This is a genomic window from Streptomyces sp. NPDC050145 (assembly GCF_044460245.1).
In the GTDB taxonomy this organism is placed as follows: Bacteria; Actinomycetota; Actinomycetes; order Streptomycetales; family Streptomycetaceae; genus Streptomyces.
The window spans coordinates 20418-46619 of the sequence record NZ_JBITJS010000020.1; the positions used below are offsets into that span (position 1 = coordinate 20418).

Consider the following 26202-nt stretch of genomic DNA (forward strand, 5'->3'; position numbering starts at 1 on the left):
TCAGCGCCACGCGTACTGCCGGTGGTAGTCGCGGACACCGGTGAAGGTGAGGATCTCCGGCCGGTCGCCGGCCCGCGCGAGGATCGGCTCCCACGGCTCCGGGTCCACGGTCCGGTTCTCCACCGGCACCAGGCACTCCAGGTTGTGCTCCAGGACCGCGAGGTACTCCTCGAACGTGATCCGGGCCCGGGCCTCCAGATGCTTGCCGATGCCCAGCTCGCCGACCGCCGCGGCCGACCGCTCGTCGACGATGCCGCTGAAGAACTCCGACGAACATCCCGAGCCGTACGAGAAGAGGCCCACCCGGCGCGGGCTCGTCACGACGCCCGAGTCCAGAAGGCTGGCCAGCGCCAGGTACACCGAGCCCGAGCACAGGTTGCCGACCGTGCCCGGGTAGATCAGCGACGGGGCGACCCGGCGGGCGAAGTCCGCGTCCACGGTCGTACCGGCCGCGCCCTGCTCACGCATCATCTTGCGGTGTCCGGCCCGGACCAGACCGGCGAACGGGGTGTGCATGACCAGATGGTCGAAGTCGCGGGTGAAGTCGACGTCGGTGACGCGCGACGCGTAGTCGGCGTACGAGTTCTTCAGACAGTCCAGGTACGCGAACAGGGAGCGGTCGACGTCGGCGATGTCGAAGCGCGGCGACGGGCGCGCCGAGTCGAGCGTCTCGTAGCTGTAGTTGCCGAACGCGCCGAGGTCCATGGTCAGCACGCGGGGCCGGTCGCTGAGCAGGACGGCCGCCGCGCCGTGCCCGGCCGCGGGCTCGGAGTACTCCGCCTTCTCGTCCACGACGGCCACGTCCGTGGCGATCACCAGGGCCTTGGCACCGGGGGAGATCCCGGAGGCCAGATAGCCCAGCGCCGTCTGCACCGCGGCGGTCGCGCCGAAGCAGGCCTGCTTGACCTCCAGGAGCCGGCAGTGCCGGTTCAGGCCCAGGTACTTGTGGACGTAGGAGGTGAGCGACTTGCTGTAGTCGACGCCCGACTCGGTGGACGTCACCACCAGCTCGATACGGTCCCGCTCCTCGGGCGTCAGCGCGTCCACGATCGGCCGGGCCGCGTTGACGGCGTTGGTGACCGGGTCCTCGATCGGCAGGCCGATGGAGCGCTCCGACATCATGAGGTTGTCGATGCGGTCCGGGTCCAGACCGCGCCCGGCGAACAGGTCCGCGGCACTGAGCCGGGCCAGCCCGCACCACACGTTCAGCGCCTCGATGCCGTACGCCCCGGAGGCGTCGGTCGTGCTCATCGCGGGGCTCCGCTCAGAAAGTCGACGAGGGCGTCGATGTCGGGCAGCTCGCTGAACGCGGACATCGGGGCGTCCACCCCGGAGCGGTCCAGGAGCGCGGCGATGATCTCGACCCGGTCCACGGAGTCGGCGCCCAGATCCTTCAGGTGGCGGGAGCCGCCGATGAGGTCGCGGTCCACGCCGGGCAGGATCTCCGTCACGACCTCCTTCACCAGCTCGGCGGTCTGTGCCCGCACGTCGATCGGTGCCTGGGTCATGCGTGCCCCTTCGGGTCGTGGGAGCCGTGCACGTCGTGCACGGTGTGCAGGGTGCTGACGGCGATGACGCGGCCGCTGTCGCGGTCGCGGATGACGACGTCGACGATCTCCTCGCCGGGCGTCGTGGTGCTGGCCCGGGCGTGCGCGCCGAGGACCAGGACCGAGTCCAGGTCGGCGTTGCCGAGGTAGCAGACCTGCTGGTCGACGACGACGCGGCGCAGGAACGCCCGGTCGGAGCGGCCGAGCCGGCGCCACAGCGCGAGCGCCGCCTCGTCGATCATGGAGAAGTACGAGGCGAAGTAGAGAAGGCCGACACCGTTGACGTCGCGGACGACGTCGACCGGGTGCTCGATCTCGACGGTCGTGTCCAGCGGGGTGAATCCCGGCTCGTCCACGGCCCGGAAGGTGTGCGCGTCGCGGGCCTCGCGGTACACGGCGCGCGGCGAGTACGCGGCCGACAGCGCGGGCAGCCCCTCGTTGCGGAAGTCCGGCGGCGAGGACTTCACCAGGCCCTGGTTGCTGTTCGGGTCGGAGCGCGTCACCCAGCGGTTGAAGTTCTCCACGTACAGCGTGCCGCCGCGCGGCCGCTCGTAGAACTCCGCCAGGTCGAGCGGGCGGTCCGCGTCAGGGGTGCCGGCCCGGTCGACGCGGTGCAGGGTGAGCACCGACTCGGTGCCCTGGTCGTAGCAGCCCGAGGTCACCGAGAGGCGGTCGCCGAAGGTGAGGGAGCGGGGGTGCAGTGTGCGGTCGCCGCGCACCCGGAAGTAGTAGAACGCCAGGTAGGTGGGGTTGCCGGACGCGTCGCGCGCGGCGAACACGTCCGTGCCGCACTGCGCGGTGACGGTCTCCCAGGTCCAGTCGCCGAGCTGGCCGGGGAACAGCGAGCCGGGGCCGCACATGCCGGGCCGCACGGTGACGGTCCGGGTGATGCCGTGTCCGGCGTCCGTGGCCGTGGCGGCCGAAGCGGTCGGGGTGATGGTCATGCCGGGTGCTCCTCCAGGAAGGCGGACAGGACGGCGTTGAACTCGTCGGAGCTCGACAGGCTCGGGAAGTGCCCGGCGTCGTGCACCTCGTGGAAGCGGGCGTCCGGGATGGCGCCGTGCAGCAGATGGGCCGTCTTCTGCGGGATGACGGTGTCGTGCCGGCCCTGCACGATCAGGGTGGGCACCGCGATGTCGCCGAGGCGGCCGAGCAGGTCCGGTGCGGCGGCGAAGACGTCCAGGTAGCGCAGGCCGGTCTGCGGGTCCATGCTCTCGCAGCGCAGCAGCAGCTCCTCGTAGCGGCCGCGTTCCCGGTCCAGGCGGGCCGAGCCGCTGTGCTCCTGCACCCGGTCGAAGTCCTCGCGGGCCACCAGCGCCAGCCGGTTGACCTCCCCGTCGCGGTTGCCGAGCTTGTACGAGCTGCCGATCAGGGTCAGTGACGCCGTGGCCTCGGGGTGGCGCAGGGCGAAGGTCTGGGCGGTGATGCCGCCGAACGAGGCACCCGCCACGTGGACCGGGCCGTCGACGCCGAGGCGCCGCAGTGTGCGCAGGCACAGGTCCGCGATGCCCTCGTAGCCGAGCTCCTCGCAGGCCGTGGTGGAGCCGACGCCCGGGTGGTGGACCACGACGACGCGGTAGCGGTCGCTGAGCGCCGCGAACTGCGGGCCGAACAGGCCCGCGCCGATGTTGAACGGCAGCATCAGCAGCAGCGTCGGACCGGTCCCGGCGGTGAACACCTCGACGTCGCCGCCGCCCTCACCGGCCGCCAGCGGCAGCAACTGCCGCCGCACGCCCGGGTGGTGCTCGCGCAGGACCGTCCAGTTGTCGTTCCCGGCCGTGTGGCCCTCGGTCATCGCCTCGCGGATGTCGTCGGGCACCCGGTCGGCCGGGTGGTACGAGGCGAGCGCGGCCGGGCCGTCGCCGGGCACCGCCACCAGGTCCGGGATGTGCCGCGGCGCCGTGAACAGGGCGGTCAGCCGCGCGGTGAGGGTGTCGGCCGCGGCCGGGTCCAGACCCACCGGCACCGCGAGCCGCACCAGCGACGAGGTGCCCGTCGAGCCGTCCAGGTGGGCGGCGGCGCGGATCCCCGTGTGCAGGTACAGCCAGGCCAGGAACGCGGGCACCGGGTGCTCGTGCCCGTCGAGTTCGGGCAGCCGGGCGGTGTCCAGGAGCACGCAGTGCGTCGCCTCGTCGGCGACGACCGGGGCACCCGCCCCGGCCAGCGCGCGGCGCAGCGCGGCCACTCGGCGCACCCGCTCGCCCGTCGCGCGCACCGCCCACGCGGTGTCCTCCAGAGCCTCGGCGGCCAGCGCGCGCACGGAGCGCCCCGCCTCGGGGCCGCGCAGCGCGATCCGCTCCCGCAGGTGGTGCGCGACGGTCGGGTCGTCGGTGGCGACGATGCCGCCGCAGTCCACGCCGAAGTCCTTGGACAGGCTGATGGTGACGCTGTCGGCGAGGGAGAACATCTCGCGGGTCACGTCGAGCGGGTCGCGGTCCTGCCGGCCCGGCTCGTGCGCGGCGACGAGCGCCGCGTTCTCCAGGATCCGGGTGGCGTCGAGGACCAGCTGCACCCCGTGCCGGTCGGCGAGCTCGCGGACGCCCGTGAGGTTGTGCAGGCTCAGCGCGGCGCCGCCCCGGGCGTTGTTGCTGACCTCCAGGCACAGGAACGCGACCTTGCCGGCGTGCTCGCGCAGCAGCGTGTCGAGCCGGTCCAGATCGAGGTCGCCGCGGAAGACCGACTCCGCGCCGGCGGCGCGGGGTGCCTCTACGGGGGTGAGCCCGTGGTCGAGGTGGCTGAAGTACCAGGTCGGGAAGAGGGAGTTGTGCAGGACGACGCCCTGCTGCGGCCAGGCCCGGCACAGGGCCGCCTCCGCCGCGCGGCCGGACGTGGTCGCCACGACGCAGGAGAACGGCAGCAGGTCGAGACCCTCCAGGGTCTGGCCCACGGCGCGGCCGGCCGCACGGGCGTGCAGCTCGGCGGTGCGGGTGTGCACGAACGGGCGGTCGAGCTCGGCCCAGGAGTCCGTGACGAGGTCGAACTCGATGTCGGAGGACGGCAGATGCAGCGGGTTCCAGCCGTTGCGCGACAGCTGCTCCTCGCGCGGGCGGGTGGCGGCGGGTGCGGGTGTGGTTGCCGGGGCGCGGGTCACGATCGGGGCGGGCGCCGGGGCGGACTGCGGCGCGGGCACCGCTACGGCGGGGGCCGCCGGGACCGGAGCGGCGGGGGCGGCGGGAGCGGCCGCGCCCACGTCCGGGTCCGCGATCATCAGGATCAGCCGAGAGACGTCCGTACGCTCCGTGTCCGCCGGCTGGCACAGGTACAGCGGCAGGTTCGTGGTGCGGAACTTGTTCTTGAAGCGGAGGTTGCCGTCACCCGTGAAGATGCCGCGCGAGCGCAGATCGGTGAGGGCGGCCTCGGCCTCCGGCGCCGCGTTCGGCGACTCGCAGACCTTCGCGCCGAAGCTGCCGCCGAAACTGAAGACGGTGCAGCCCTCCTCGGCCGTCTGCCGGATGATCCGCACGACGGTGTGGTCGAGGGCGCCCATCGGCGCGTCCTCCGGGTAGAACTCCAGGTCCAGCAGATAGCCGTCCTCGGACGGGATCTTGGTGACGATGACCGCGGCGACCATCCGGTCGTCCAGGTACGTCAGGAACATCCGGTGCCGCTCGGCGAGGATGCCCCGGCCGATCTCGTCACGGACCGTGGACACGTACGGGTTGACCATGTCCTTGGCCGCGGCCCACCGGTCGATCAGGACGGTGATCTCCTGGTCGGTGCGCGGGTCGGAGCCGACGGTGTACTCCTCGGTCCGGCAGACGCCCGCCTTCTCGAACTTGCGGACCGCGTAGCGCAGCCGCTGCATCGGGCCGCCCTCCAGGCTGAAGTCCGAGATGTCCTCCAGCCGTTGCAGGGCGCCGAAGGGCGTGGCCGTGAACCGGACGCCGTCGACCTCCTCGAGGCGGATCAGCGAGACGATGTTCGCGCCCAGGCCGTGGGCCTGTCCGTAGCGGACGAACTCCGTGGCCAGCGCGGGCATGTCCGCCGACGGACCGACATAGCTCCAGGTGAGCATCGCGTCGTCACGGATCGAGAAGTTGAAGTACGAGGTGCGCTCCGCGCCCAGGAAGATCAGCGGGGCGATGTCGCGGCCGGGGAGGCCGCCCTCGCGCCCGTACGCGGCCTCCAGGCCGGCGACCGTCTCGGCGATCGCGGGCTGCTCGCGCAGCGCGGTCTTCTCGACGACCAGCGCGCCGCCCGTGTACGGCTCCCGGGGCGCGGGGGCGGCCGAGGCCGCGGGGCCGGTACGGCCGGTACTCGGGGCCGAGGAGACGGGGCCGGCGTCGGGATGCGTCTCGGCCAGGTGCGCGGCGAGCGCGCCGACGGTCGGGTGGTCGAAGAGCAGCGTCTTGCGCAGCGCGCCGAAGACCCGCTCCAGCGCGGCGACGACGCGCAGCATGTCGAAGGACCCGAAGCCGTTGTCGACGAAGGACAGCGCGTCGTCGAGGTCCCGGCCGAGCTCCTGGCGTACGACGTCGTGGACGAGGTCCGCCATGCGCTCGGGAGCGGTCCGGGTGTCGGTACCGGTGACTTCGGGCGCGGGCGCCGCGGCGGTGGGGCCGCACAGGGGCGCGACGAACTCGGTGAGCTTGTCGACGGTGTCGTAGTTGTAGAGCTCGGCGGCCTTGAGGTCCAGGCCGAACCGGTCGTTGATCGTGCGGATGAGGTCCATGCGGTAGATGGAGTCGAGCCCGAGCTCACCGAAGGGGGTGTCGTTCTCGACCTCCTCCGGGGGCGTGCCCAGGATCGTCGACAGCTCGCCGCGCAGCAGGGCGACGAGGGTCGCGGCGACGTCCGGAGCGGCGGCCACGGTCTCCCGCGTCTCCGGGCCCGGCTGCACCGGAATACGGACCGGGGCCGGGGCGGGCGCGGCCACCGGGGCGGGGGCGGGGGCCGGGGAAGGGGCCGGCGCGGTGTCCGCCGGACGGCCCGGCGCCGCGAGCCGGATCCGGGGACCCCGGCGCGTCGGGGGTGTGTCGCTGCGGGCTGTCATGGCGGTCTCCTTGGCGGCACCGGGACGGGACAGGGGGGTACGGGGTCGGGGGCGGGACGGGGCGGCGTCCGCGCTCCGCACGGGCTCGGGCACGCGCACGGACTCCCGTACGGACTCGGGCTCCTGTACGGGCACGGGAACCGGCGCGGCCTCCGGCTCGGGCTCCGGCTCGGGCTCCGGGGCGCGGAACCAGTGCCGGGTGCGGGCGAACGGAGCGGTGGGCAGCGGGATCCGGCCCGGTGACGAGGGCCACCAGGAGTGCCACGGCACGGCCGCGCCCTCGCACCAGAGCTTGGCCAGCAGCGCGGGATCCTCGTCGCCGCGCACCGCGGGGACGTCGCGCCGGGCCGTGTCGGCGGCGGCGTGCGCGGGCAGCTCACCCGCCACGTACGTCTCCAGGGCGTGGATCAGCTCGGCACGGTCGCGCACCCGTACGGCGAAGCGGTACCGGTGCTCGGTGCGCCCCGTCTGCAGGGTGTACGCGACCCGGGCCAGGTCGGCGTCGGGGGTGCGGGCCAGCTGCTCGGCCAGGCGCCCGGCGTAGGCGCGCAGGTCGTCCGGGTCGCCCGCCGACAGCGGCACCGTGTGCGGCGCGAAGTCCTGCACGGGGGAGACGGGACGCGGCGGACGGTCCTCCAGCACGATGTGGGCGTTGGAGCCGCCGAAGCCGAACGAGCTGATCCCGGCGCGCAGCACCCGGCGCCCGTCCGAGGTGAGCGCGGGCTCCCAGGTCCGGTGCCGGTCGTTGACGGTGAACGGCGTGCCGTCCAGGCGCAGATACGGGTTCAGGTTCCGCAGGTGCAGGCTGGCGGGCAGCTCGCGGTGGCGCATGCTCTGCACCACCTTGACGATGCCCGCGATACCGGCGGCCGTCTCCAGGTGACCGATGTTCGTCTTCACCGCGCCGACGGCGATCCGGCCGCTGTCCGGCACGGCCTCCCCGCGCTCCGCGTGCAGCGTCGCGAACGCCTTCTTCAGCCCCTCGATCTCGACGGGGTCGCCGAGCCGGGTGCCGGTGCCGTGCGCCTCGATGTACGTGATCGTGTCCGGCTCCACGCCGGCCGCGCGCACGGCGGCGGCCACGACGCGGGCCTGGGACTCCGGGTTCGGGGCGGTCAGCGAGTTGCTGCGGCCGCCGTGGTTGACGGCGGTGCCCTTGACGACGGCGTAGACGTGGTCGCCGTCGGCCTCGGCCTGCGCGAGCGGCTTCAGCAGGACCGCGCCGACGCCCTCACCGCGTACGTACCCGTCGGCCTCGGCGTCGAAGGTCTTGCAGCGGCCGTCGGCGCTGAGCATCCCCGACTGGCTGAACGACTCCAGGAGCCCCGGGGTCAGGATCACGTTGACGCCGCCGGCGACGGCGAGTTCGCACTCGCCGTCCTGGATGGCGCGCAGCGCGCGGTGGAGGGCGACCAGGGAGCTGGAGCACGCCGTGTCGACGGCCTCACTGGGACCGTGCAGATCGAGCAGGTACGAGACCCGGTTGGCCAGCACCGAGTGCGCGATGCCGGTCGCGGTGTGGGCCTGGACCGCGACGCCGCTCTCCTTGAGCAGGTCGTCGTAGTCGTGCGTGGCGACGCCGACGAAGAGCCCGCAGGCGCTGCCCGCGAGGTCGGCGGGCCGGTAGCCCGCGTCCTCGAAGACGTGCCAGGCGCTCTGCAGGAAGAGCCGCTGCTGCGGGTCCATCAGCGCGGCCTCGTTGGGCGAGATGCCGAAGAGGCGCGCGTCGAAGGTGTCGACGGAGTCGAGGAAGCCGCCGCGCAGGTCGCGGGTGGCGGCCTTGGCGCGGATCGCGGTGCGGTCCTCGGGGACCGGCCGCACCAGGTCCGTGCCGGCCGCGAGGTGCGCCCAGAACGCGTCGGCGTCCGCCGAGCCGGGGAACACCCCCGAGATGCCGATGATGGCGATCTCCGAGCGGGCGGGGACCGGAGCGGGTGCCGGAGCCGGTGCGGGTGCCGGGGCCGGGGCGTCGGAGGCCCCGGCGGTCGGCTCGCGGTCGGCTTCAGCGACCTTCACAGGCTCGGATTCGGGCTCGGGCGCGAGTACCTGGACCGGTTCCGGTTGCGCGGACCGCTCCTCCGGGACGGCCACAGGCGCGTAGTGCGCCGCGAGTTCCGTCGCGTGATGCTCGGTCAGGTAGGCGGCGAACGAGGTCAGGTCGGGGCACTCGAAGAGGACTGTCGGCAGCAGATCGAGTCCGAACCGCTCGTTGACCTTGTTGACCAGCTCGGTCAGCGTGATCGAGTCGAAGCCGAGCTCGAGGAGTTCGGCCGTGACGTCGACCTCGGTCGGGTCCACGAGCAGGAAGCCCGAGGCGAGCACCCGGGTCTCGTCCTCGACGAGCGACCGCAGCCGAGCCTCGTCCACCGCCGGGCCCGCCTGGGCCGTGACGGCCGCGTCGACCGTGGCGGCGGGCTTCGCGGAGGCCGCCGGGGCCGCCGTCTCCTGCCCGACGAGCGACTCCACCACGCACAGGGCGGGCAGCTCGCAGGCCAGGCCGCGCACGAACGCCTCCAGACCGGCCCGGGTGCTCAGCGGCACCATGTTCCAGGTGCGGGCGAACAGTTCACGGGTCGCGTCGTCCACCGTCATCCCACCGTCCGCCCACAGCGGCCAGCCGATCGACAGCGTGCGTCCGGAACGCAGCCCCTGCGCGCGCAGGCCTTCGCGGTCCGCGGCGAAGGCGTTGAGGAAGGCGTTGGCGTACGCGTAGTCCGCCTGCCCGAGATTGCCCGCCTCGCCGGACATCGAGGAGAACAGGACGAAGAAGTCCAGCGGCTGGTCCGCCGTCGCCGCGTCCAGATGCACGGTGCCCGGCACCTTCGGAGCGAGCACCTCCGCGAGCTCCCGCGCCGTCTTCTTGACCGCGCGGGCGTCACGCGTCACGCCGGCCGAGTGGAGCACGCCGCGCAGCGGACCGAACTCGGCGGCGACCGAGGCCACCAGGCCCCGTACGGACGCGGCGTCCGTCAGGTCGGCGGCCCGGAACAGCACCCGGACCCCCGATCCGTTCAGCTCCTCGATCCGCGCCGCCGCGTCCGGTCCCGGCCGCGAGCGTCCCGCGAGCACGATCGTCGCGCCGTCACCGGCCCGCTCGGCCAGGAACCGCGCGAAGTGCAGCCCGAGCGCGCCCGCGCCGCCGGTGATCAGATACGCGCCGTCCGCGCGCGGCGTGAAGTCGCAGGGCCGTGCGGCCGGCGGCTCGAACGCCTCCAGGTCCTTCTGGCTCCGCGTGCCGTCGGCGGAGAGGGAGACCTCGACGGCTCCGGGGCGCGCCGCGCGCAGCTCGTCGACGACCGCCCGCGCGCCGGGGCCCTCGGCCGGGAATTCCAGCCGGACACCGGAGAACTTGCTGTGCTCCAGGCCCAGCGTGCGCAGGGTCGCGCCCACGGCCACGTGGTGGGCGGACGCGCCCTGTGGGCCCCGGCGGTGGGAGAACACGACGCGCAGAGCGGGGCGTTCGGGTCGGCCGAGCACCGCCACCGCCGACCACAGGACGAACGGCAGGACCTCGGGGACCTCACCGGCCTCCTCGTCCGCCAGATGCACGATCGCTCCCGGCAGCAGCCCCCGCTCCGCGAGGTCCTCCGTCAGCCGGGTGTGCTCGGCCGGGTCGGTGCCGCGCAGCGTGTACGAGACGTACGCGCCCGAGCTGTCGATCGTGAACTCGGGGCCGTCGGCCGCGCATACGACGGTGTGGCCCGACCCCGTCAACTCCGCTGCCAGTTCCAGCAGTTGCGGAGTCCGGGTCCCGCACAGCAGCACGGTGCCGGGAGTGTCCTCCGTGGCCGGCGGCAGCGGGGTCGGGGCCCAGACCGGGGCCAGATAGCGGGTCCGGGTCGCCGGGGCGGCGCCACCGGCGCCCCCGCGCGGCGCGATCTCCAGCCCGTCCACGGCCTGGAGCACCCGCCCCGTGCCGTCGGACAGCCGGATGTCGAATCGGCGCCGCCCGTTCGCCGGCCCGGCCGGAGTGACCTCGCGGATGTGGGCCCAGCTGTCGGAGGGCAGTTCGGCGTGGGCCCGGATCTCCTGGATGCCCACGGGCAGGTACGAGTCGTCCCGCCCGCACAGCGTCGACACCGACTGGAGCGCGCCGTCGAGCAGCGCGGGGTGCAGGACGTGCGGCGAGCCGATCTGGCGCTGCACCCGGCCCAGGCTGAGCCGGACGAGGGTCTCTCCCGCGCCGGTCCACAGCCCGGCGACGGTGCGCAGCGGACGCCCGTACTCCAGGCCCGCCCGCGCGAACGCGTCGTAGAACTCGCAGGGGTCGGGGCGCTCGGTGCAGCGCTCCCGCAGCGCGGCCAGGTCGAGGCCGGCGTCCGGAGTGCACGGGCCCGGGGTCAGGACGCCCCGGGCGGCGACGACGGCGCCGGACGGCCCGTCGGCCATGACCCGGAACGCCTGTCCGCCGTCCGCCCCGGTGAAGCCCAGGCGGACCCGCTCGGTGCCCGCGTCCAGGTCGACGGGCCGGTTCCAGCGCACACCACCGACCCGGAACGGAAGGCTCAGCCCCGAGTCGTCCGCATCCGGCACCGGACAGGCCTCGCGGGCCAGTTCGAGCAGCGCCACCCCGGGCACCCAGCGGCTCCCGGAGATCCGGTGGTGCGCCGCGACGGCCAGCGCGGGGTGGCTGACGGCCCGCTCGACGGTGACCTCGTCCTCGCCGTCCGCCTCCGGCGGCACCACCGGCCCAGGCTCCGCGGCGACCGGCGTCTCGTCGACGGGTGCCGTGGCAGGGGCCGTCACGACCTGGGCCACCTGCACGGGCTGCGCCGCGTCGCGGGGTCCGGCCGAGCGGGCCTGCGCGGGCTCCGCCGCGACCGGGAGCTCGGTCGCAGGCCGGCCCGTGACCGATGCTTCCTCCGTGGGCCGAGCCACGTGTCGCGCCGCCTCGCCGGGCTCCGCCGTGCCCTGCGGCTCGGCAGCGGGCTTCTCCGCGCCCGGGTACTCCTGCGCGGCCGTGAGTCCTGCCGCCTCCCGGGTCTCCGCCGCACGCCCCGCCCCGTCCTGGAGCTCCGGTGCCAGATGGTCCGGGTCCGAGGTGATCCAGTGGCGGCTGCGGTGGAACGGGTACGTCGGGAACGCCGCCTTGCGCGGGCGCCGGTCCCCGTTCGCCGTGCGCCAGTCGACGCGGCCTCCGGTGACCCAGTGCGCGGCCGCCGTGTCCCAGCGCCGTGCGGTCAGCGCGGCGGTGAGCTCCTCGGGGGTCAGGCCTTCGGCCGGGCCGCCCTTGCGCGCGGTGCCGAGCATGACGCCCTCGCCCGTCCCGTCCACTCCGGCGGCCGCGAACTGCCGCAGCCGGGCCGAGAGCTGGGCGTGCGTCGTCGCGGTCACGGCGAGCCGCTCGGGCAGCTCACGGCGCCCGGTCCGGCTCGTGTGGGCCAGGTCCGCGAGCGGGACCCGGGCCCCGTCGGGCGTGTCCAGGAAGTCGGCGACCCGCTCCGCGTACGTGGCGAGCGTGCCGCGGTCCAGAGCGGAGAGCACGAACAGCTCCGGCTCCCCGGCGGCCGCCGCGCCCTCCTGCGGACCGGGGCCGGAGTACTCCTCCAGCACTATGTGCACGTTCGCTCCTCCCGCTCCGAAGGAGCTGATACCGGCCCGCCGCGGCCAGCTGCGCTCCACGCCGTCCACCTCGGCGACCGGGCGGTCCCAGGGCTCGGCGACGCGCTGCGGCCGGAACGGCGAACCCTCGAAGGCGATCTTCGGGTTGAGGGTGTCGAGATGGATGGTGGGCGCCAGGGTCTTGTGCTTGAGCTGCAACAGCACCTTCGTCACGGCGGCGATGCCGGCCGCGCCCTCCAGGTGACCGATGTTCGACTTGACCGAGCCGATGGAGCAGAAGCCCTCGTCGGTGGCGCCCGCGGCGCGGAACGCCTTGGTGAGACCGCCCAGTTCGATCGGGTCGCCCAGCGCCGTCCCGGTGCCGTGGGCCTCCACGTACGACACGGTCCGGGGATGCACTCCGGCCCGGTCGAGGGCCTGTTCCACGAGGCGGGCCTGAGCGTTCGGGTTGGGCACCGTGTACCCGCTGACCTTGCCGCCCGCGTTGCTGAAGGCCCCCTTGACGACGCCCCAGATCGTGTCGCCGTCGGCCTCGGCCTGGGCCAGCGGCTTGAGCAGGACCGCGCCCGCTCCCTCACCCGGCACGAACCCGTCGGCGCCCGCGTCGAAGACCCGGCAGGCGTCACCGGCCGAGAGCATGTTGCGGGCGCACAGGGCCGCGAAGTGGGCGGGATGCAGGATCAGGTTCGTCCCGCCGGCGATGGCCATCCGGCACTCGCCGCGCCGGATGCTCTCGCAGGCCAGCTGGATGGCGCTGAGCGCGGACGAGCAGGCGGAGTCGACGGCGAGGCTCGGGCCCTGAAGGTCGAAGGTGTAGGAGACGCGGTTGGCCATCGACCAGTACGCGGAGTGGCCGGTGGCGTAGCGGCCCGCGGGCCAGTCGGTGGCCGCCGCGAGCAGGCCGTACTCGCCGTACATGAGCCCGGCGAACACACCGGTCTGCGGCTCGTGGGTGTACTGGCCGAGGTGGCCGGTCGTCTCCAGGAGCTCCCAGCAGGTCTCCAGGAACAGCCGCTCCTGCGGGTCGATGTCGGCGGCGTCGCGCGGCAGGACGCCGAAGAGCGGGGCGTCGAACATCTCGATGTCCTGGAGGAAGCCGCCCCAGCGGCTGTAGCTGCGGTGCTTGGCGTTCTTGTCCGGGTCGAAGTTGCGGCGCCAGTCCCAGCGCTCGGACGGGATCTCGCGGATGCAGCTGCGGCCCTCGGACAGGTTGCGCCAGAAGGCCTCCAGGTCGGGGGAGTTCGGGTAGCGGCCGACGACACCGATGACGGCGATGTCGAGCGCGTCCGAAGCCTCCTCCGGCGATGCGTCGGCCTGGGCGGCGGGTGCGGGCTCGGCCGTCACCGCCGCCGTCACAGCGGCCGTCGGCGCGGGCTGGGGAATCTCCCGCACCTCGGGTGCCGGCGCGGAGGCCACCGGTGCGGGCTCCGCGGCCGGCCCGCCCAGGACCTTGGCGAGCCCCTCCGCGTGCTCCGCGGCCAGGTACTCCGCGAGCCGCTCGATGCTCGTGTGCTCGAACAGCAGCGTCTGCGGCAGGTCGCCGAGATCCTGCTCGAGGCGGTCCACGATGTTCAGGCTGACCAGCGAGTCGACGCCGAACGTCTCCAGCGTCGCCGCCGGATCCAGGTCCTCGGCGCGGTACTTGAGCACCTCGGCGAACACGCCGGTGACGTACGAGCGTACGGAATCGTCCGACACCCCCTGCGCCGCCGCGTCCGGCACGGCACCGGCGGCGTCCTCGGCGGGCCGCTCGGCCACGACGAGCGACTGCTCGAGGTCGTCCGCGGCGATGCCGGGCAGACCCCGGGTGCGCACGGTGCGCAGCCCGGCCGCCGCCGCGACCTCGCGCCACTGCGCGGGCGCCAGCAGCGGCGAGTGCGGCAGCCTGCGCTCCGCGTCCTCGTACATCCACCAGCCGGTCGTCAGACCGAAGGTGAGAGTGAGGAACTCGGAGAAGCGCGTGATCTCGTTGACGAGCACCACGCCGCCCGGCCGCAGCAGCGTGCGGATGTGGGCCAGCGTGCGTTCCATGTCCGGGGTGGCGTGCAGGACGTGTGTGCCGAGCACCACGTCGTACGAGCCGGTCCCGATGCCCTGGGCCGCCGGGTCCTGCGAGATGTCGAGGACCTGGAAGGCCAGCATCCCGCCGTGCGCGGGGCCGAACTCCCGCTCGCCGTGGCGCAGGAACGCGGGGGAGATGTCGGTGTAGCAGTAGTGGGCCTCGGCGTCCGCCGCGGCCAGCGCCGGGAGCACGGTCCGGGAGCTGGCCCCGGTGCCCGCGCCGATCTCCAGGATCCGGGCCGGCCGGCCCAGCTCCGCGCGGATCCGGCGGGCCGCGTCCGCGACCTCCTCGCCGAGCAGCCGGTTGTAGTGGTCGGCGATGGGCTGGCCCTTGTAGATGGGCTCGACCAGGGCCACCGACCCCTTCGGGAAGAGCACGTCCATCGGATTGCGGCGGCCGGCGAGCACCTCGCCGAGCGCTCCCAGGGTCCGCTCCAGGAGCGTGACGTGACCGCTCATCTCCGGGTAGCGAGCGGCGACTTCGGCACCGTCCACGGGCTCGCCCGGCAGCGCGTCCGGACCGTGGAACACCAGCCCGTCCGCGTCACCGGTCACCGCCCCGCAGGAGCGCAGCACGCTCAGCGCGGCGTCGAACAGCCGGCGGTGCCGGCGCACCACGCCCAGCCGGCCGGCCAGCGCGTCGGCGGTGATCCGCTCACCGGCCGCCGGTACGCCGTCCAGGTGCGGGAACGTACGGCACAGCAGGTCCCGGCTGAACGCCTCCACCTGCGCGAACGCCTCCTGCGCCCGCGTGAACACCGCGACGTCACCCTCCGCTGCGGCCGGGGCCGCGGTCGGGGCGGCCGCCACGGGTTCCCCGGCGGGTGCCGGGGCCGCGCCGGACTGCCCGGGGGCGAGGACGGCGGTCAGCCGCTCCAGGTGCTCGGCGAGGAAGTACGCGCCGACCTGGTCGATCGTCATGTGCTCGAACAGCAGGGTCTGCGGCAGGTCGCCGAGGTCCTGCTCGAAACGGTCGACGATGTTGAGGCTGACCAGCGAGTCGACACCGAAGGTCTCGAACGTGGCCGACGGGTCGAGCGCCGCACTGTCGTACTTGAGGACCTCGGCGAACACCCCGGCGACATAGGCCCGTACGGTGTCGGCCGACAGATCCCCGCCCGGGGCGGAGACCGGCGCGCGGCCCGCCACGGCCTGCGGGCGCGGCGCCGGGGCCGCGGGCGCGGCGGTGGCGGTGGCGTCGGGTGTTCCGGTGACCCGGATGCCCATGGCGGGCAGTGCCGCGCGATCCGCCTTCATCGCGAGCGTCTGGGGCAGCCGTCCGGAGACGACCCGGCGCAGCACCGCCATGCCTTCGGCGGGCTCGACGGAGCCGACGCCCAGGCGGGCGAACGCGGACCGCATCCGGTCGTTGGCGACCGCGCCGACACTGCCCCAGAAGCCCCAGTTCACGACGGACACCGGGTAGTCGTGCCGCCGGTCCAGCCACTGCACGTAGGCGTCCTCGAACGTGCTGGCCGCCGCGTAGTTGGCCTGCCCGCCCGCCTCCACGAACGACACCGCCGAGGAGAAGACCAGCATGAAGTCCAGCGGCTCGGCGCCGAAGACCCGCGCGAACGCGGTCATCCCGGCGACCTTGGGCGCCAGCCCGGCGAGGAAGTCCGCCTCGTCCATCTGGGCGATGGTGCGGTCCCGCAGGTCGAGGGCCGCGTGCACGGCGCCGTCGACCGTGCCGAACCGGGCGTGCACGGCCTCCAGGCCGCGCCGCAGCGCCGCCTCGTCGGCGACGTCCGCCGACACGTAGAGCACCTCACCGCCCAGAGCGGCGATCTCGGCGGCCTTCGCCCGGTGCTCGGGCCCCTCCGGGCTGCGGCCGATCCACACCAGGCGGGCCCGGGCGATCCGGGCGAGCAGCCGGCTCAGCGCGAAGCCGATCCCGCCGGCCCCGCCGACCAGGACGTACACCCCGCCCTCGCGGAAGGGAGCCGTGCCCTGCGGCGCCTCGGTCCGCAGCGGTTCGAAGACCCGCTCCAGACGGGTCCCGTCGCGCAGCAGCACCAGGGGTTCGGTGCCGGGCTCGGCCACGACCCGCTCGGCCGTGCGCTCCACGGCGTCGCCGGTCCCTCCCGTGGCACCCACGTCCACACAGGAGACGCTCCAGCGCGGACACTCCGACTCGATCGCCCGGGCGAGGCCCAGCACCCCGGCGGCGTGCGGGCGCACCGGCTCCTGCGCGTCGGCCGGCACCGCGCCGGCCAGGACGATGCGCAGCGCGATCCGGTCCCGGCCGCGACCCGCGTCCAGCAGCCGCTTGACCAGCCGGAACAGCGCCAGCGCGGTGCCGTCCCGCTCGGCGGGCTCCGCCGTCTCGGCGCCCGTGCGGGCGAGGAAGTAGACGGTGTCCAGGGGCTCTCCGAGCACCGGATGGTCCGCCGCGCCGTCACCGGCGAGCTCCACCGGCGTCGCGCCCGTACGGGCCGTCAGCGCCCCGGCCAGCTCGGCCGAGTCGGCGGTGTGCACGACGGCCGTCCGTCCGGCCGGGGCCACCTCGCCGGTGGCCGCCGCGGAGGCCGGACGCCACACCGGGCGGTACATCATCGAGTCGACCGCGCTGTGCTGCGCCCGCAGGGTCAGGCCCTCGTAGCGCACGCAGACCCGTCCGGACCGGTCGGCGAGCCGCACCGTGTACCGCTGCGCCCCCGCCCGCTCCACATGGGCGTACGCGGGGACGGCCGTCGCGTCGAGGACCTCCACGGTCTCGACGGCGAACGGGACCAGCGTCGCGTCGTTGCCGGCCTCCAGCGCGGCGATCGTCTGCTGGGCGCCGTCGAGCAGCGCCGGGTGCAGGGCGAAGCCGGCCGTGTCCGAGGGGACGCGCAGCGCGCCGAGCACCTCGTCGTCGCCGAAAGTGATCTTCTCCAGGACCCGGAAGGCCGGGCCGTACGAGATGCCGCCGGCGCGGAAGTCCTCGTAGAAGCGGTCCGCGGGGACCTCGCGGGAACAGCGCGCGGCGATCCCGGCGAGGTCGAGCGTCTCGGGGGCCGGGGCGGCGCCGCCCACCGAGGCCGAACCCCGGGAGCACACCGCCGCGTCGGCGCCCGCCGTGAGCGCGAAGCGGTATCCGTCACCGTCCGAGGTGAGGGTCAGGGACAGGTGCGCGGCGGCCTCGGCGTCGATCAGCCGCAGCCACTGCACCCCGTGCAGCCGCACCGGCCCCGCCGGGGCGATCTGCCGGGCCGCCGTCACGGCCAGGTCGAGCCCCGCCGCGCCCGGCAGCACCGGCCGGTCCCCGATCCGGTGGTCGTCGAGCACCCAGTGCGCGGCGGGCACGGACACGGGGAAGCGGGCCCCGCCAGCGTCGCCGGGCGCGCCCGAGGGCGCGCCGAGCAGCGGGTGCGGACCGGCCGCGGCCGGGGCCTCGGCCTCCGGGGCGGTGGCGGACTCCTCCGGCACGGAGATCCAGTGCCGGTCACCCGCGAACGGGTAGGTGGGCAGCGGCACTCGACGGGGCCGGGCCCCGTACGGCAGCGCCCGCCAGTCGAGGTCCGCGCCCGCGACATAGGCGGCGGCCAGCCCCTCCAGGGCGGCGACCCGCTCCGTGGACGCGGCGGAACCGGCGCGCTCGGTCAGCGCGGCCAGAGCCTGCCCGTCCGGAGCCTGGGCGGCTTTGCCCGAGCCGGTACGGAAGCAGCCCGGGGCGCTCTCGCGGGACGCCGACTGCCGCAGCTTGCGGCGCAGTTCGGGCAGGTCGCGGGCGATCACGGCCGCCCGGACCGGCAGATGGGCGCGCCCGGCGCCGAGCGTGAACGCCACGTCGGCCGGGTCGGCCCCGTCCAGGCCCGCGTCGGCGAGCCGCAGCAGCAGCCGGTCCAGGCCCGCCTCGTCGCGCGCCGACACCACGAACAGCCGCTCCCGGTCCTCCGGGGCGGGGCGGTCCCGCGGCGCGGGTGGCTGCGCGATCACCGCGTGCGCGTTGGTGCCGCTGAACCCGAAGCTGCTGACCGTCGCGACCCGTACCCCGCCCGGGCCCGGCTGCCACGGCTGCCGGTCGCGCACCACGAAGAACGGACTGGACTCCAGCGCCGTCTTCGGGTTCGGCCGCTCGAAGGAAGGGGCGGGCGGCAGTTCGCCGTGCCGCAGCGCGAGCAGCGTCTTGAGCAGCCCGGCGATGCCGGCCGCCATCGTCGTGTGCCCGATGTTGGCCTTCACCGTGCCGATGCCGCAGTAGCCCTCGCGGTCCGTGGTGCGGCGGAACACCTCGGTCAGCGCCCGCACCTCGATCGGGTCGCCGAGCGCGGTGCCGGTGCCGTGGGCCTCCACGTAGCCGATGTCCTCGGCGACGACGCCGGCCCGCTCGTGCACGTCCGCGACGAGCGCGGCCTGCGACACGGCGCTCGGCGCGGTGATGCCGTTCGTGCGGCCGTCGCCGTTGACGCCGGTCGCCCGGATCACGCCGTGGATGTGGTCCCCGTCGGCCAAGGCCCGGTCCAGGCGCTTGAGCACGACCGCGCCCACGCCCTCGCCGAGCACCGTCCCGTCCGCCGCCGCGTCGAAGGGCAGACAGCGGCCGCGCGGCGACAGCATGCCGACCTTGCTGGCCCGCACGTGCAGCTGCGGAGTGACCATGAGGGCCACACCCCCGGCCAGGGCCATCGCGCACTCGCCGCGCCGGATGCTCTCGGCGGCCAGGTGCACGGCCACCAGCGAGGACGAACAGGCCGTGTCCACCGCCATGGTGGGCCCGTCCAGGTTCAGGAAGTAGCCGATGCGGGCGGGCAGCAGCGAACTGGTGGTGCCGAGGAACGCGTGCCCGGTGTCCGCCCGGCCCGCCTCCGTGAGCAGCGTCGAGTAGTCACCCGGCGCGCAGCCCACGAACACACCGCAGGAGGTGCGCTCGTCGGCGCCCACCGCGTACCCGGCGTGCTCCAGAGCGGACCAGGACTGCTCCAGGAACAGCCGCTGCTGCGGGTCCATGACCTCCGCCTCGAGCGGCGAGTGGTTGAAGAACGCCGCGTCGAACCGGTCCACCTCGGGCAGCATCGCCGCCCACTTGCTGTACGTGCGGCCCGGCGCGAGACGGTCGGCGTCGAAGATACGGCCGACGTCCCAGCGCTGCGCGGGCACCTCGGTGAAACTGTCCCGCCCGGCCGCGATGTTCTCCCAGAAGGCGTCCAGGTCCTCGGCGCCCGGGAAACGCCCCGACATGCCGATGACGGCGATGTCGCCCGAGGAGACGGGGGCCTCGGGGGTCACGGGTGCGACGGGCGCCGCGACCGGGGCCTCGGCGAGCGGCGCGGGGCTGCTGCGCCACAGCGTCCTGAGGTGGGCGGCGAGCCGGGGCACCGTCGGATGGTCGAACAGGGCGACCGGGTCGAGCTCCAGGCCGAACCGCGCCCCGAGCTGCTCCACGATCTCGACGGCGCCGACCGAGTCCACGCCCATCTCGCTGAACGACAGCCGCTGGTCGACCTCGTCCCGCGCCAGGTAGAGGCGCGCGCCGACGGCGTCCACGACGGCCGACACCGCCTCGTCCGCGTCCAGTTCGGGCCGTGCGACGGGGGCGACCGGGGCGGCAGGCTCGGCGTGCACCGTGCCCCGGTCCTCCCGGTCCTCCCGGTCCTCCGCACGGGCGTTCTTCCAGTCGCCGATCCAGTACGAGCGCTCGTCCAGTGGGTGCGCGGGCAGCGGCACCCGGCGCGGCCGGGGACCGTCGGCGCGGCACTCGTCCCACGCCACCGTGCCGCCCTCCGCCCAGGCGCGGGCCAGCTCGGAGAGCCGGCCGGCGCGGAACAGCTCGGCGGCCCCGTGCACGGGCGCGGGCTCCGCGTCCGGCGCGACCTGTCCGGTGAACACGCCCGGACCCGCCTCGGCGCCGTCCAGGAACCGGCGCAACTGCCGGCCCAGGGTGTCCGCGTCCTCGCAGACCACGGCGAGCCGGGACGCGAGCTGGGCGCGCCCCACCCGCAGAGTGTGCGCGATGTCCGTGAGCGGCACAGTGTGGGCAGCGCCCGCCGAGGTCGCCGACTCGGCGAGTTCGGCGACGGACGTCTGGGCGGACGGCGGCCCGGCGGGCAGCAGGTCCTCGGCCCGGCGGCCCAGTTCGGCCAGCGCCAGCCGGTCAAGACCCAGATCGGTCAGGCTCTCGTGCACGTCGACGGCGTCGGCCGGCACGTCGAGCAGCGCGGCCACCTCCCGCGTGAGCCGGTCCCGCACCCCGTCGTCCGCGCCGCCGCGCGCCGGACCCGACAGCCCGTCCAGGTGCCGCAGTTGACGGCGTACGACCTCGCGCAGCGTCTCCTCGTCCTTGGCGGAGAAGACGAGCAGCTGCGGCCCGGTCACAGGCGTGGCGGGGGCCTGCGGTGCGCTCTCCAGCAGCACGTGGGCGTTGGAACCGCCCGCGCCGAACGCGCTCACCCCGGCCCGCAGCACCTCGGCGCCCGGCGGCGGGGTCCACGGCTCCCGGGCGCGCTGCACGGCGAAGGGGGAGGAGGAGAAGTCGATGTGCGGATTGGGCTCTTCGCTGTGCAGCGACGGCACCAGCTCGCGGTGCCGCATCTGGAGCAGGACCTTGGTGACGGCCGCGATACCGGCCGCGCTCTCCAGATGCCCGATGTTCGACTTCACCGAGCCCACGGCACAACTGCGCGCGGGCAGACCGGAGTCGGCGAACGCCCGGCGCAGCCCCTCGACCTCGATCGGGTCGCCGAGCGCGGTGCCGGTTCCGTGCGCCTCGATGTAGCCGACGCTGCCGGGGGCCACCTCGGACCGCTCCAGGGCGTCGGCGATCAGCTCCGCCTGCGCGGTCGGGCTCGGCACCGTGAAACCGCTGGTGCGGCCCGAGTGGTTGAGGAACGAGCCCTTGATCACGCCGTGGACGTGGTCGCCGTCGGCGAGCGCCGCCGACAGCGGCTTGAGGAGGACCGCGCCGACGCCCTCGCCGGGCACGTATCCGTCGCCGTCCGCCCCGAAGGCGCGGCAGCGCCCGTCGCTCGACAGGAAGCGGCCCTCGGCGAGCTGGAGGTACTTCTGCGGGTGCGCCGCCACGTTCACGCCGCCGGCGATCGCCATCGCGCACTCGCCGCGCCGGATGCTCTCGGCGGCCAGGTGCAGCGAGGTCAGCGACGACGAACAGGCCGTGTCCACGGCCATGCTGGGCCCGGACAGGTCGAGGCAGTACGAGAGCCGGTTGGCGACGGAGCAGTGCAGGGCGGTCGGGGCGACCGCGTCGGCGCCGCCGTCGGTGCACAGCTGGTAGTGGCTCCACATGACACCGGCGAACACGCCGACCCGGGTACGGGCCAGCTCCTCGGGCCGGTACCCGGCGTTCTCCACGGCCTGCCGGCCCACCGTCAGGAACAGCCGCTCCTGCGGGTCCATCAGCTCGGCCTCGCGCCGCGAGATCCCGAACGACGCGGCGTCGAAGCGGTCGACACCGTCGAGGAAACCGCCCCAGCGGCCGTACGTGCGCCCGGGCGCCCCGCGCTCCGGGTCGAAGTAGGCGGTGTGGTCCCAGCGCTCCGCCGGCACCTCGGTGACGCAGTCCCGGCCCTCGGCCAGATTGCGCCAGAACTCCTCCAGGTCCGCGGCCCGCGGATAGCGGCCGGCGATCCCGATGACGGCGATGTCCTCACCGTGCGCCTGAGCCTGATCATGATCCTGAGCCTCGGCCGCGGGCGTGCCCGCCGTACCGGCCGCGCCCCGCGGGGCGGGCAGCAGTCCGGCGATGCGCTCCTGGTCGCCGTAGGTGACGACGGCGCGTGGCGCCCGCCCGGCCAGCAGCCCGAACAGCGCGTCCACGCCCAGGTCCGTGGGCAGGGCGTGCAGTCCGGTGTCCCGGGCGGAGCGGCGCCGCACCTCCTCGGAGACCCGCATGCCGCCGTCGGCCCACAGCGGCCAGCCGATCGCGACGGTGGTGCCGGAACGGTCGCTCCGGGCGGCCCGCCGCTCGGCGAAGTGCTCCATGAACGCGTTGCCGTACGCGTAGTCGGCCTGCCCCGGGTTGGCGACGGACGCCGACACGGAGGAGAACAGCGCGAAGAACTCCAGGTCGTCGTCGGCGGTCGCCTCGTCCAGGTGCAGGGTCCCCGTCACCTTGGCGGCCAGCACGGCGGCGGAGCGCTCGGGGGCCTTGCGGAAGAACATGCCGTCGTCGACGCTGCCCGCGCAGTGCAGGACACCGTCGAGACGGCCGTACGTCTCGCGCGCGCAGGCCACGGCGGCCAGCACGTCGTCGGCGTGCGTGACGTCACCGCGCACGTACGTGACCTCGGCGCCGCGACGGCGCCACCCCGCGATCCGCTCGGTCAGCCCGTCGCCCGGCTCGCTGCGGCCCGTCAGGACGAACCGCGCCGGGCCCCGCGCCACCATCCGGTCCACGACCAGCGCGGCCAGACCGCCACCGCCACCGGTGACCAGGTAGACGCCGTTCGCGGGCCCCGTACCGGGGATCGCGGGCAGCGTCAGAAGTTCGTGGCGCACCACCGAGCGGGTGCCGCCGGTGCGGCGCACCTCGTGCTCGGCCGACAGGTCTCCGCACTCGGCGGCGACCAGGCCGGCCAGCTCCGCGGGGGTCCCCGCGTCGTGGCCCACGGCACGGCAGCGCAGCATGGGCGCCTCGGCGGAGAAGGTGCGGGCCAGCGCCCCCAGCGCCGCCTCCTGCGGCCGGGGCCCGGCCGTGTCGTGCGCGTGCAGGAACAGCACCGGGACCGGCCGCGTCGGACGGGTGCCGGTGACGGCCACGGCCAGCGCCCAGCTCTCCCGGTACGCGTCGGGGACCGTGCCGGGCCCGTCGGCGCGGCCCGCACGGGCGCACCGCACGTAAGCGGCGGGGGAGACGCCGTCGGTCGCCAGCGCCGTCGTCAGGGCGGTCAGCTGGTCCGGGACGGCCGGGTCGAGACGGTAGTGGTCGGCGGCGATCCGCTGGAAGGCGGAGGCGCGTTCGGCCCGCACCACGCGGGCCGGTGCGACGGCGTCGCGCAGCGCGGCGGCGGTCGCCGCGTCGGCGCCGACGAGCACGATCGCACCCGGACCGTCCGGACCGTCCGCGTCCGGCGCGGACGGCCCCTCGACCGGCAGCGGCGTCCACACGGGCCGGCGCACACCGAGCACGGGGGCGACCTCCGCGACCTCTGTGGCCTCCGTGACTTCTGTGGCCTCGGTGGTCCCGGCGGCGGCCTCGGTCTTCTCCTGGACGGAGACGGTCTCCCGCGCCGCCGCGCTGCGCACCTGCGCCCCGAACTCCGCGTACAGATGCGCGGCGAGCGAGTCGATGTCGGAGAACTCGAACAGCAGCGTCGGGTACAGCGGCGCGCAGACGTACTCCTCCAGGCGGCGGCTGATGTCCAGCATGTGCCCGGAGTCGAGGCCCAGGTCGTAGAAGCCGGTGTCGGTGCGTATCTCACCGGCGGGCCGGCCGAGGAGTTCCCCGGCGAGCGCGCGCAGGTGGGCGCGCACCGCGTCCGCGCCGCCCGCCCCGGCGCCACCTTCGGCCCCGGGGGCGGGGGAGACGGGGGCCGGGGCGGGCGCGGGCACGGTCGTGGCCGGGGCCTCGACCAGGCGGGTGATCAGTTCGGGGTTGCGGATGCGCTTGCAGGTCAGCTTGGTGAACGAGGCGAGGAAGCGGCCCTCGCCGTCGTACAGCAGACAGTCGTTGTGCATGATGTCGCCCGACTGCGCGTACGTCTCCGGCCGCGGCATGTACGCGTACGCGACTCCGGTGAGCGGGCGCGGCGCCCGGAACGACTCGATGAACACCGGGATGAACGGGTCCTGGTCCGGCGGCGGGACCTGGGCGAACGCGGCGATCGTGGAGCAGTCCATCTTCGCCGGGTGCAGATGGAAGTGGGTGTCGAGGGCGGCGGCCTCCTCGTCCAGGCCCAGCTCCGCCAGGAGTTCGCCGTCGCCGTGGTAGAGCCGGCCGTAGCAGCGCATCGCCGAGCCGTGCCGGATCTCCTCGGCCCGCGCCCGCGCGTACATGTCGTCGAGGTCGCTCACCCGGCGGGCCGTCGTGCGCAGCCGGTCCAGGTCGATCGGTCCGGGCTCGGGCCGGTCGAGCAGGACGAGTTCGCCCCGGAAGTTCTCCCGGTACTCCGAGACGGCCGCGCCGTTCTCGCGGCGGCGGCTCTCGGCCGTGATCCAGCGGCTGCCGTCCGTGGACGTGGACACCGTGACGCGGATGTCGCGGTCACTGCCCTCGGTGGTGGCGATCGCCTCGTGGAACAGGACGTTGCGCAGCTCGGCCCGCGCCGTGTCGAAGCCCCGGTCGCGCAGGATGCGGAAGACGATGTCGAGGAAGGTCACCCCCGGCATGACGGACACCCCGTGCACCCGGTGGTTCTGCATGATGAAGTCGCTGTGCTCCAGCACGAGATGGCACACCAGCTCCTGGCCCGGCTGGGGCGTGGAGGACTCGTTCACCACTTCCGTCCTTCCTGCGACGCCGCGGTGTCGGCGCCGGTCGGGGTGAGGGGGGCGCGACCGGGAGCGGTCGTGGGCTCCTCGAAGGTCAGGCCGAGGATCGAGGCACCCGGCACGGGGCGCGGGGCGGCCGGCGCGGGAGCGGCCGGCGAGGCGGGCGGCGGCGGTGCGGCCGGCGGCGTCGCTCCCGGGGCCTCCAGCCACAGCCGGCGCTTGCGGTAGACCGGCGCGGGCAGGGCCGGGCGCGGCCGGTGCGCGGCGGCGAGCACCGGGTCCAGCTGGCTGACGACGGCGTGGGCGTTGGTGCCGCCGAGCCCGAAGGCGCTCACCCCGCCGACCCGCACCCGGCCCGGCTCCACCGTCCACGCGCGGGCGGCCCGGCTCAGGGCGAACGGGGAGGCCGCGAAGTCGAAGCGGGGGTTGGGGCGTTCGCAGAACAGCGTCGGCGCGATCCGCCCGTCCCGCACGGCCAGCACCGTCTTGAGGAGCCCGGCCATGCCCGCCGCGCTCAGCAGATGCCCGACGTTCGTCTTGACGCTGCCGATCGCGCAGAAACCGGAGCGCGCGGTGTCCTCACGGAACACCTCGGTCAGCGCCCGCAGCTCGATGGGGTCGCCGATCATCGTGCCCGTGCCGTGGGCCTCGATCAGACCCACCTCGTCGGGCCGCCGGCCGGCCGCCGCCAGGGCCCGGCGGACGACCTTGGCCTGCGCCACCGGATTGGGCGTGGTCAGACCCATGGTGCGGCCGTCGTTGTTCACCGCGACCGCGTCGATCACGGCGTGCACCCGGTCGCCGTCGGCGAGCGCCCGCTCCAGCGGCTTGAGCAGGACGACGCCACAGCCCTCGCCCGGTACGAAACCGTCGGCGCTCTCGTCGAAGGTGGCGCAACGACCGTGCCGGGACAGCGCCTTGGCCGCGCTGAACTCGAGATACGGCTCCTCGTCCAGGAGGATGTCGACACCACCGGCGAGCGCCAGCTCCGACTCCCCGTCCAGCAGGCTCCGGCAGGCCAGCTGCAGGGCCACCAGGGACGACGAACAGGCGCTGTCCACCACGAGGTTGGGGCCGTGCAGATCGAAGTGGTGGGCGACCCGCGCGGCGATGAAGTTCTGGTCGGAGCCCATGCCCACGGCCCCGCGCCGCTCGCCGACCCGGCGCCCGTACTGCGAGAGACGGGCCCCGGCGAACACGCCCACGTCCCGGCCCGCGAGCTCCCGCGTCGCGTACCCGGCGTCCGCCAGACAGTCGGCGGCGCCCTCCAGGAACAGGCGCACGGCCGGGTCGAGGCAGCGCGCCTCGTCCTCGCCCATGCCGAACGCCTCGGCGTCGAAGTCCTCGATGCCGTCCAGGAAGCCGCCCCACTTGCTGATGCTGCTGCCCGGCTCCGGCTCGGCCCGGTAGAGCGCGCCGGTGTCCCAGCGCGACGCCGGGACCTCGGTCACCGAGCACACCCCGTCCAGCAGGTTGCGCTGGAAGGCGGCGGCGTCCGGCGCCCCGGGGAACCGGCAGGCGAGCCCGACGATCGCGACCTTCCCGGCGGTGTCCGCGGCGGACGCCCCGGACACCGCCGGAGCGGCTGCGGGGACCGGCTGCGCGGGTGCGGCGGGCGGACCGGCCGGCACACCGAGGGACAGCAGATGGCGGCCCAGGCGTTCGAGCGTG

The 26202-nt window shown here is 74.7% G+C and carries 5 protein-coding genes (1 of these 5 cut by a window edge); all 5 read right to left on the reverse strand.

Features of this window, described 5'->3' with window-relative positions:
• Tightly spaced (each overlapping or abutting the next), the 5 genes in view from ACIBTU_RS32425 to ACIBTU_RS32445 form a layout consistent with a single transcriptional unit that may run on beyond the window.
• Positions 1 to 1251: a hydroxymethylglutaryl-CoA synthase family protein gene (locus tag ACIBTU_RS32425; protein WP_399130239.1), complete on the reverse strand. Its 1251-nt coding sequence runs from the start codon at positions 1249 to 1251 to the stop codon at positions 1 to 3.
• The gene (locus tag ACIBTU_RS32430) at positions 1248 to 1508 is read right to left on the reverse strand and encodes an acyl carrier protein (protein ID WP_399130240.1); all 261 of its coding nucleotides are present in this window, start codon (positions 1506 to 1508) and stop codon (positions 1248 to 1250) included. The genes ACIBTU_RS32425 and ACIBTU_RS32430 overlap by 4 nt, the downstream gene beginning before the upstream one ends.
• Positions 1505 to 2491: an LnmK family bifunctional acyltransferase/decarboxylase gene (locus ACIBTU_RS32435; RefSeq protein ID WP_399130241.1), complete on the reverse strand. Its 987-nt coding sequence runs from the start codon at positions 2489 to 2491 to the stop codon at positions 1505 to 1507. The genes ACIBTU_RS32430 and ACIBTU_RS32435 overlap by 4 nt, the downstream gene beginning before the upstream one ends.
• A complete protein-coding gene (locus ACIBTU_RS32440) occupies positions 2488 to 24537 on the reverse strand; it encodes an SDR family NAD(P)-dependent oxidoreductase (protein ID WP_399130242.1) in 22050 nt (7349 codons plus the stop codon). The genes ACIBTU_RS32435 and ACIBTU_RS32440 overlap by 4 nt, the downstream gene beginning before the upstream one ends.
• On the reverse strand, positions 24534 to 26202 hold the end of the coding sequence (locus tag ACIBTU_RS32445) for an amino acid adenylation domain-containing protein (protein ID WP_399130243.1). It continues 11687 nt past the right edge of the window; only the last 1669 of its 13356 coding nucleotides appear in the window; the start codon falls outside the window, past its right edge; its stop codon occupies positions 24534 to 24536. The genes ACIBTU_RS32440 and ACIBTU_RS32445 overlap by 4 nt, the downstream gene beginning before the upstream one ends.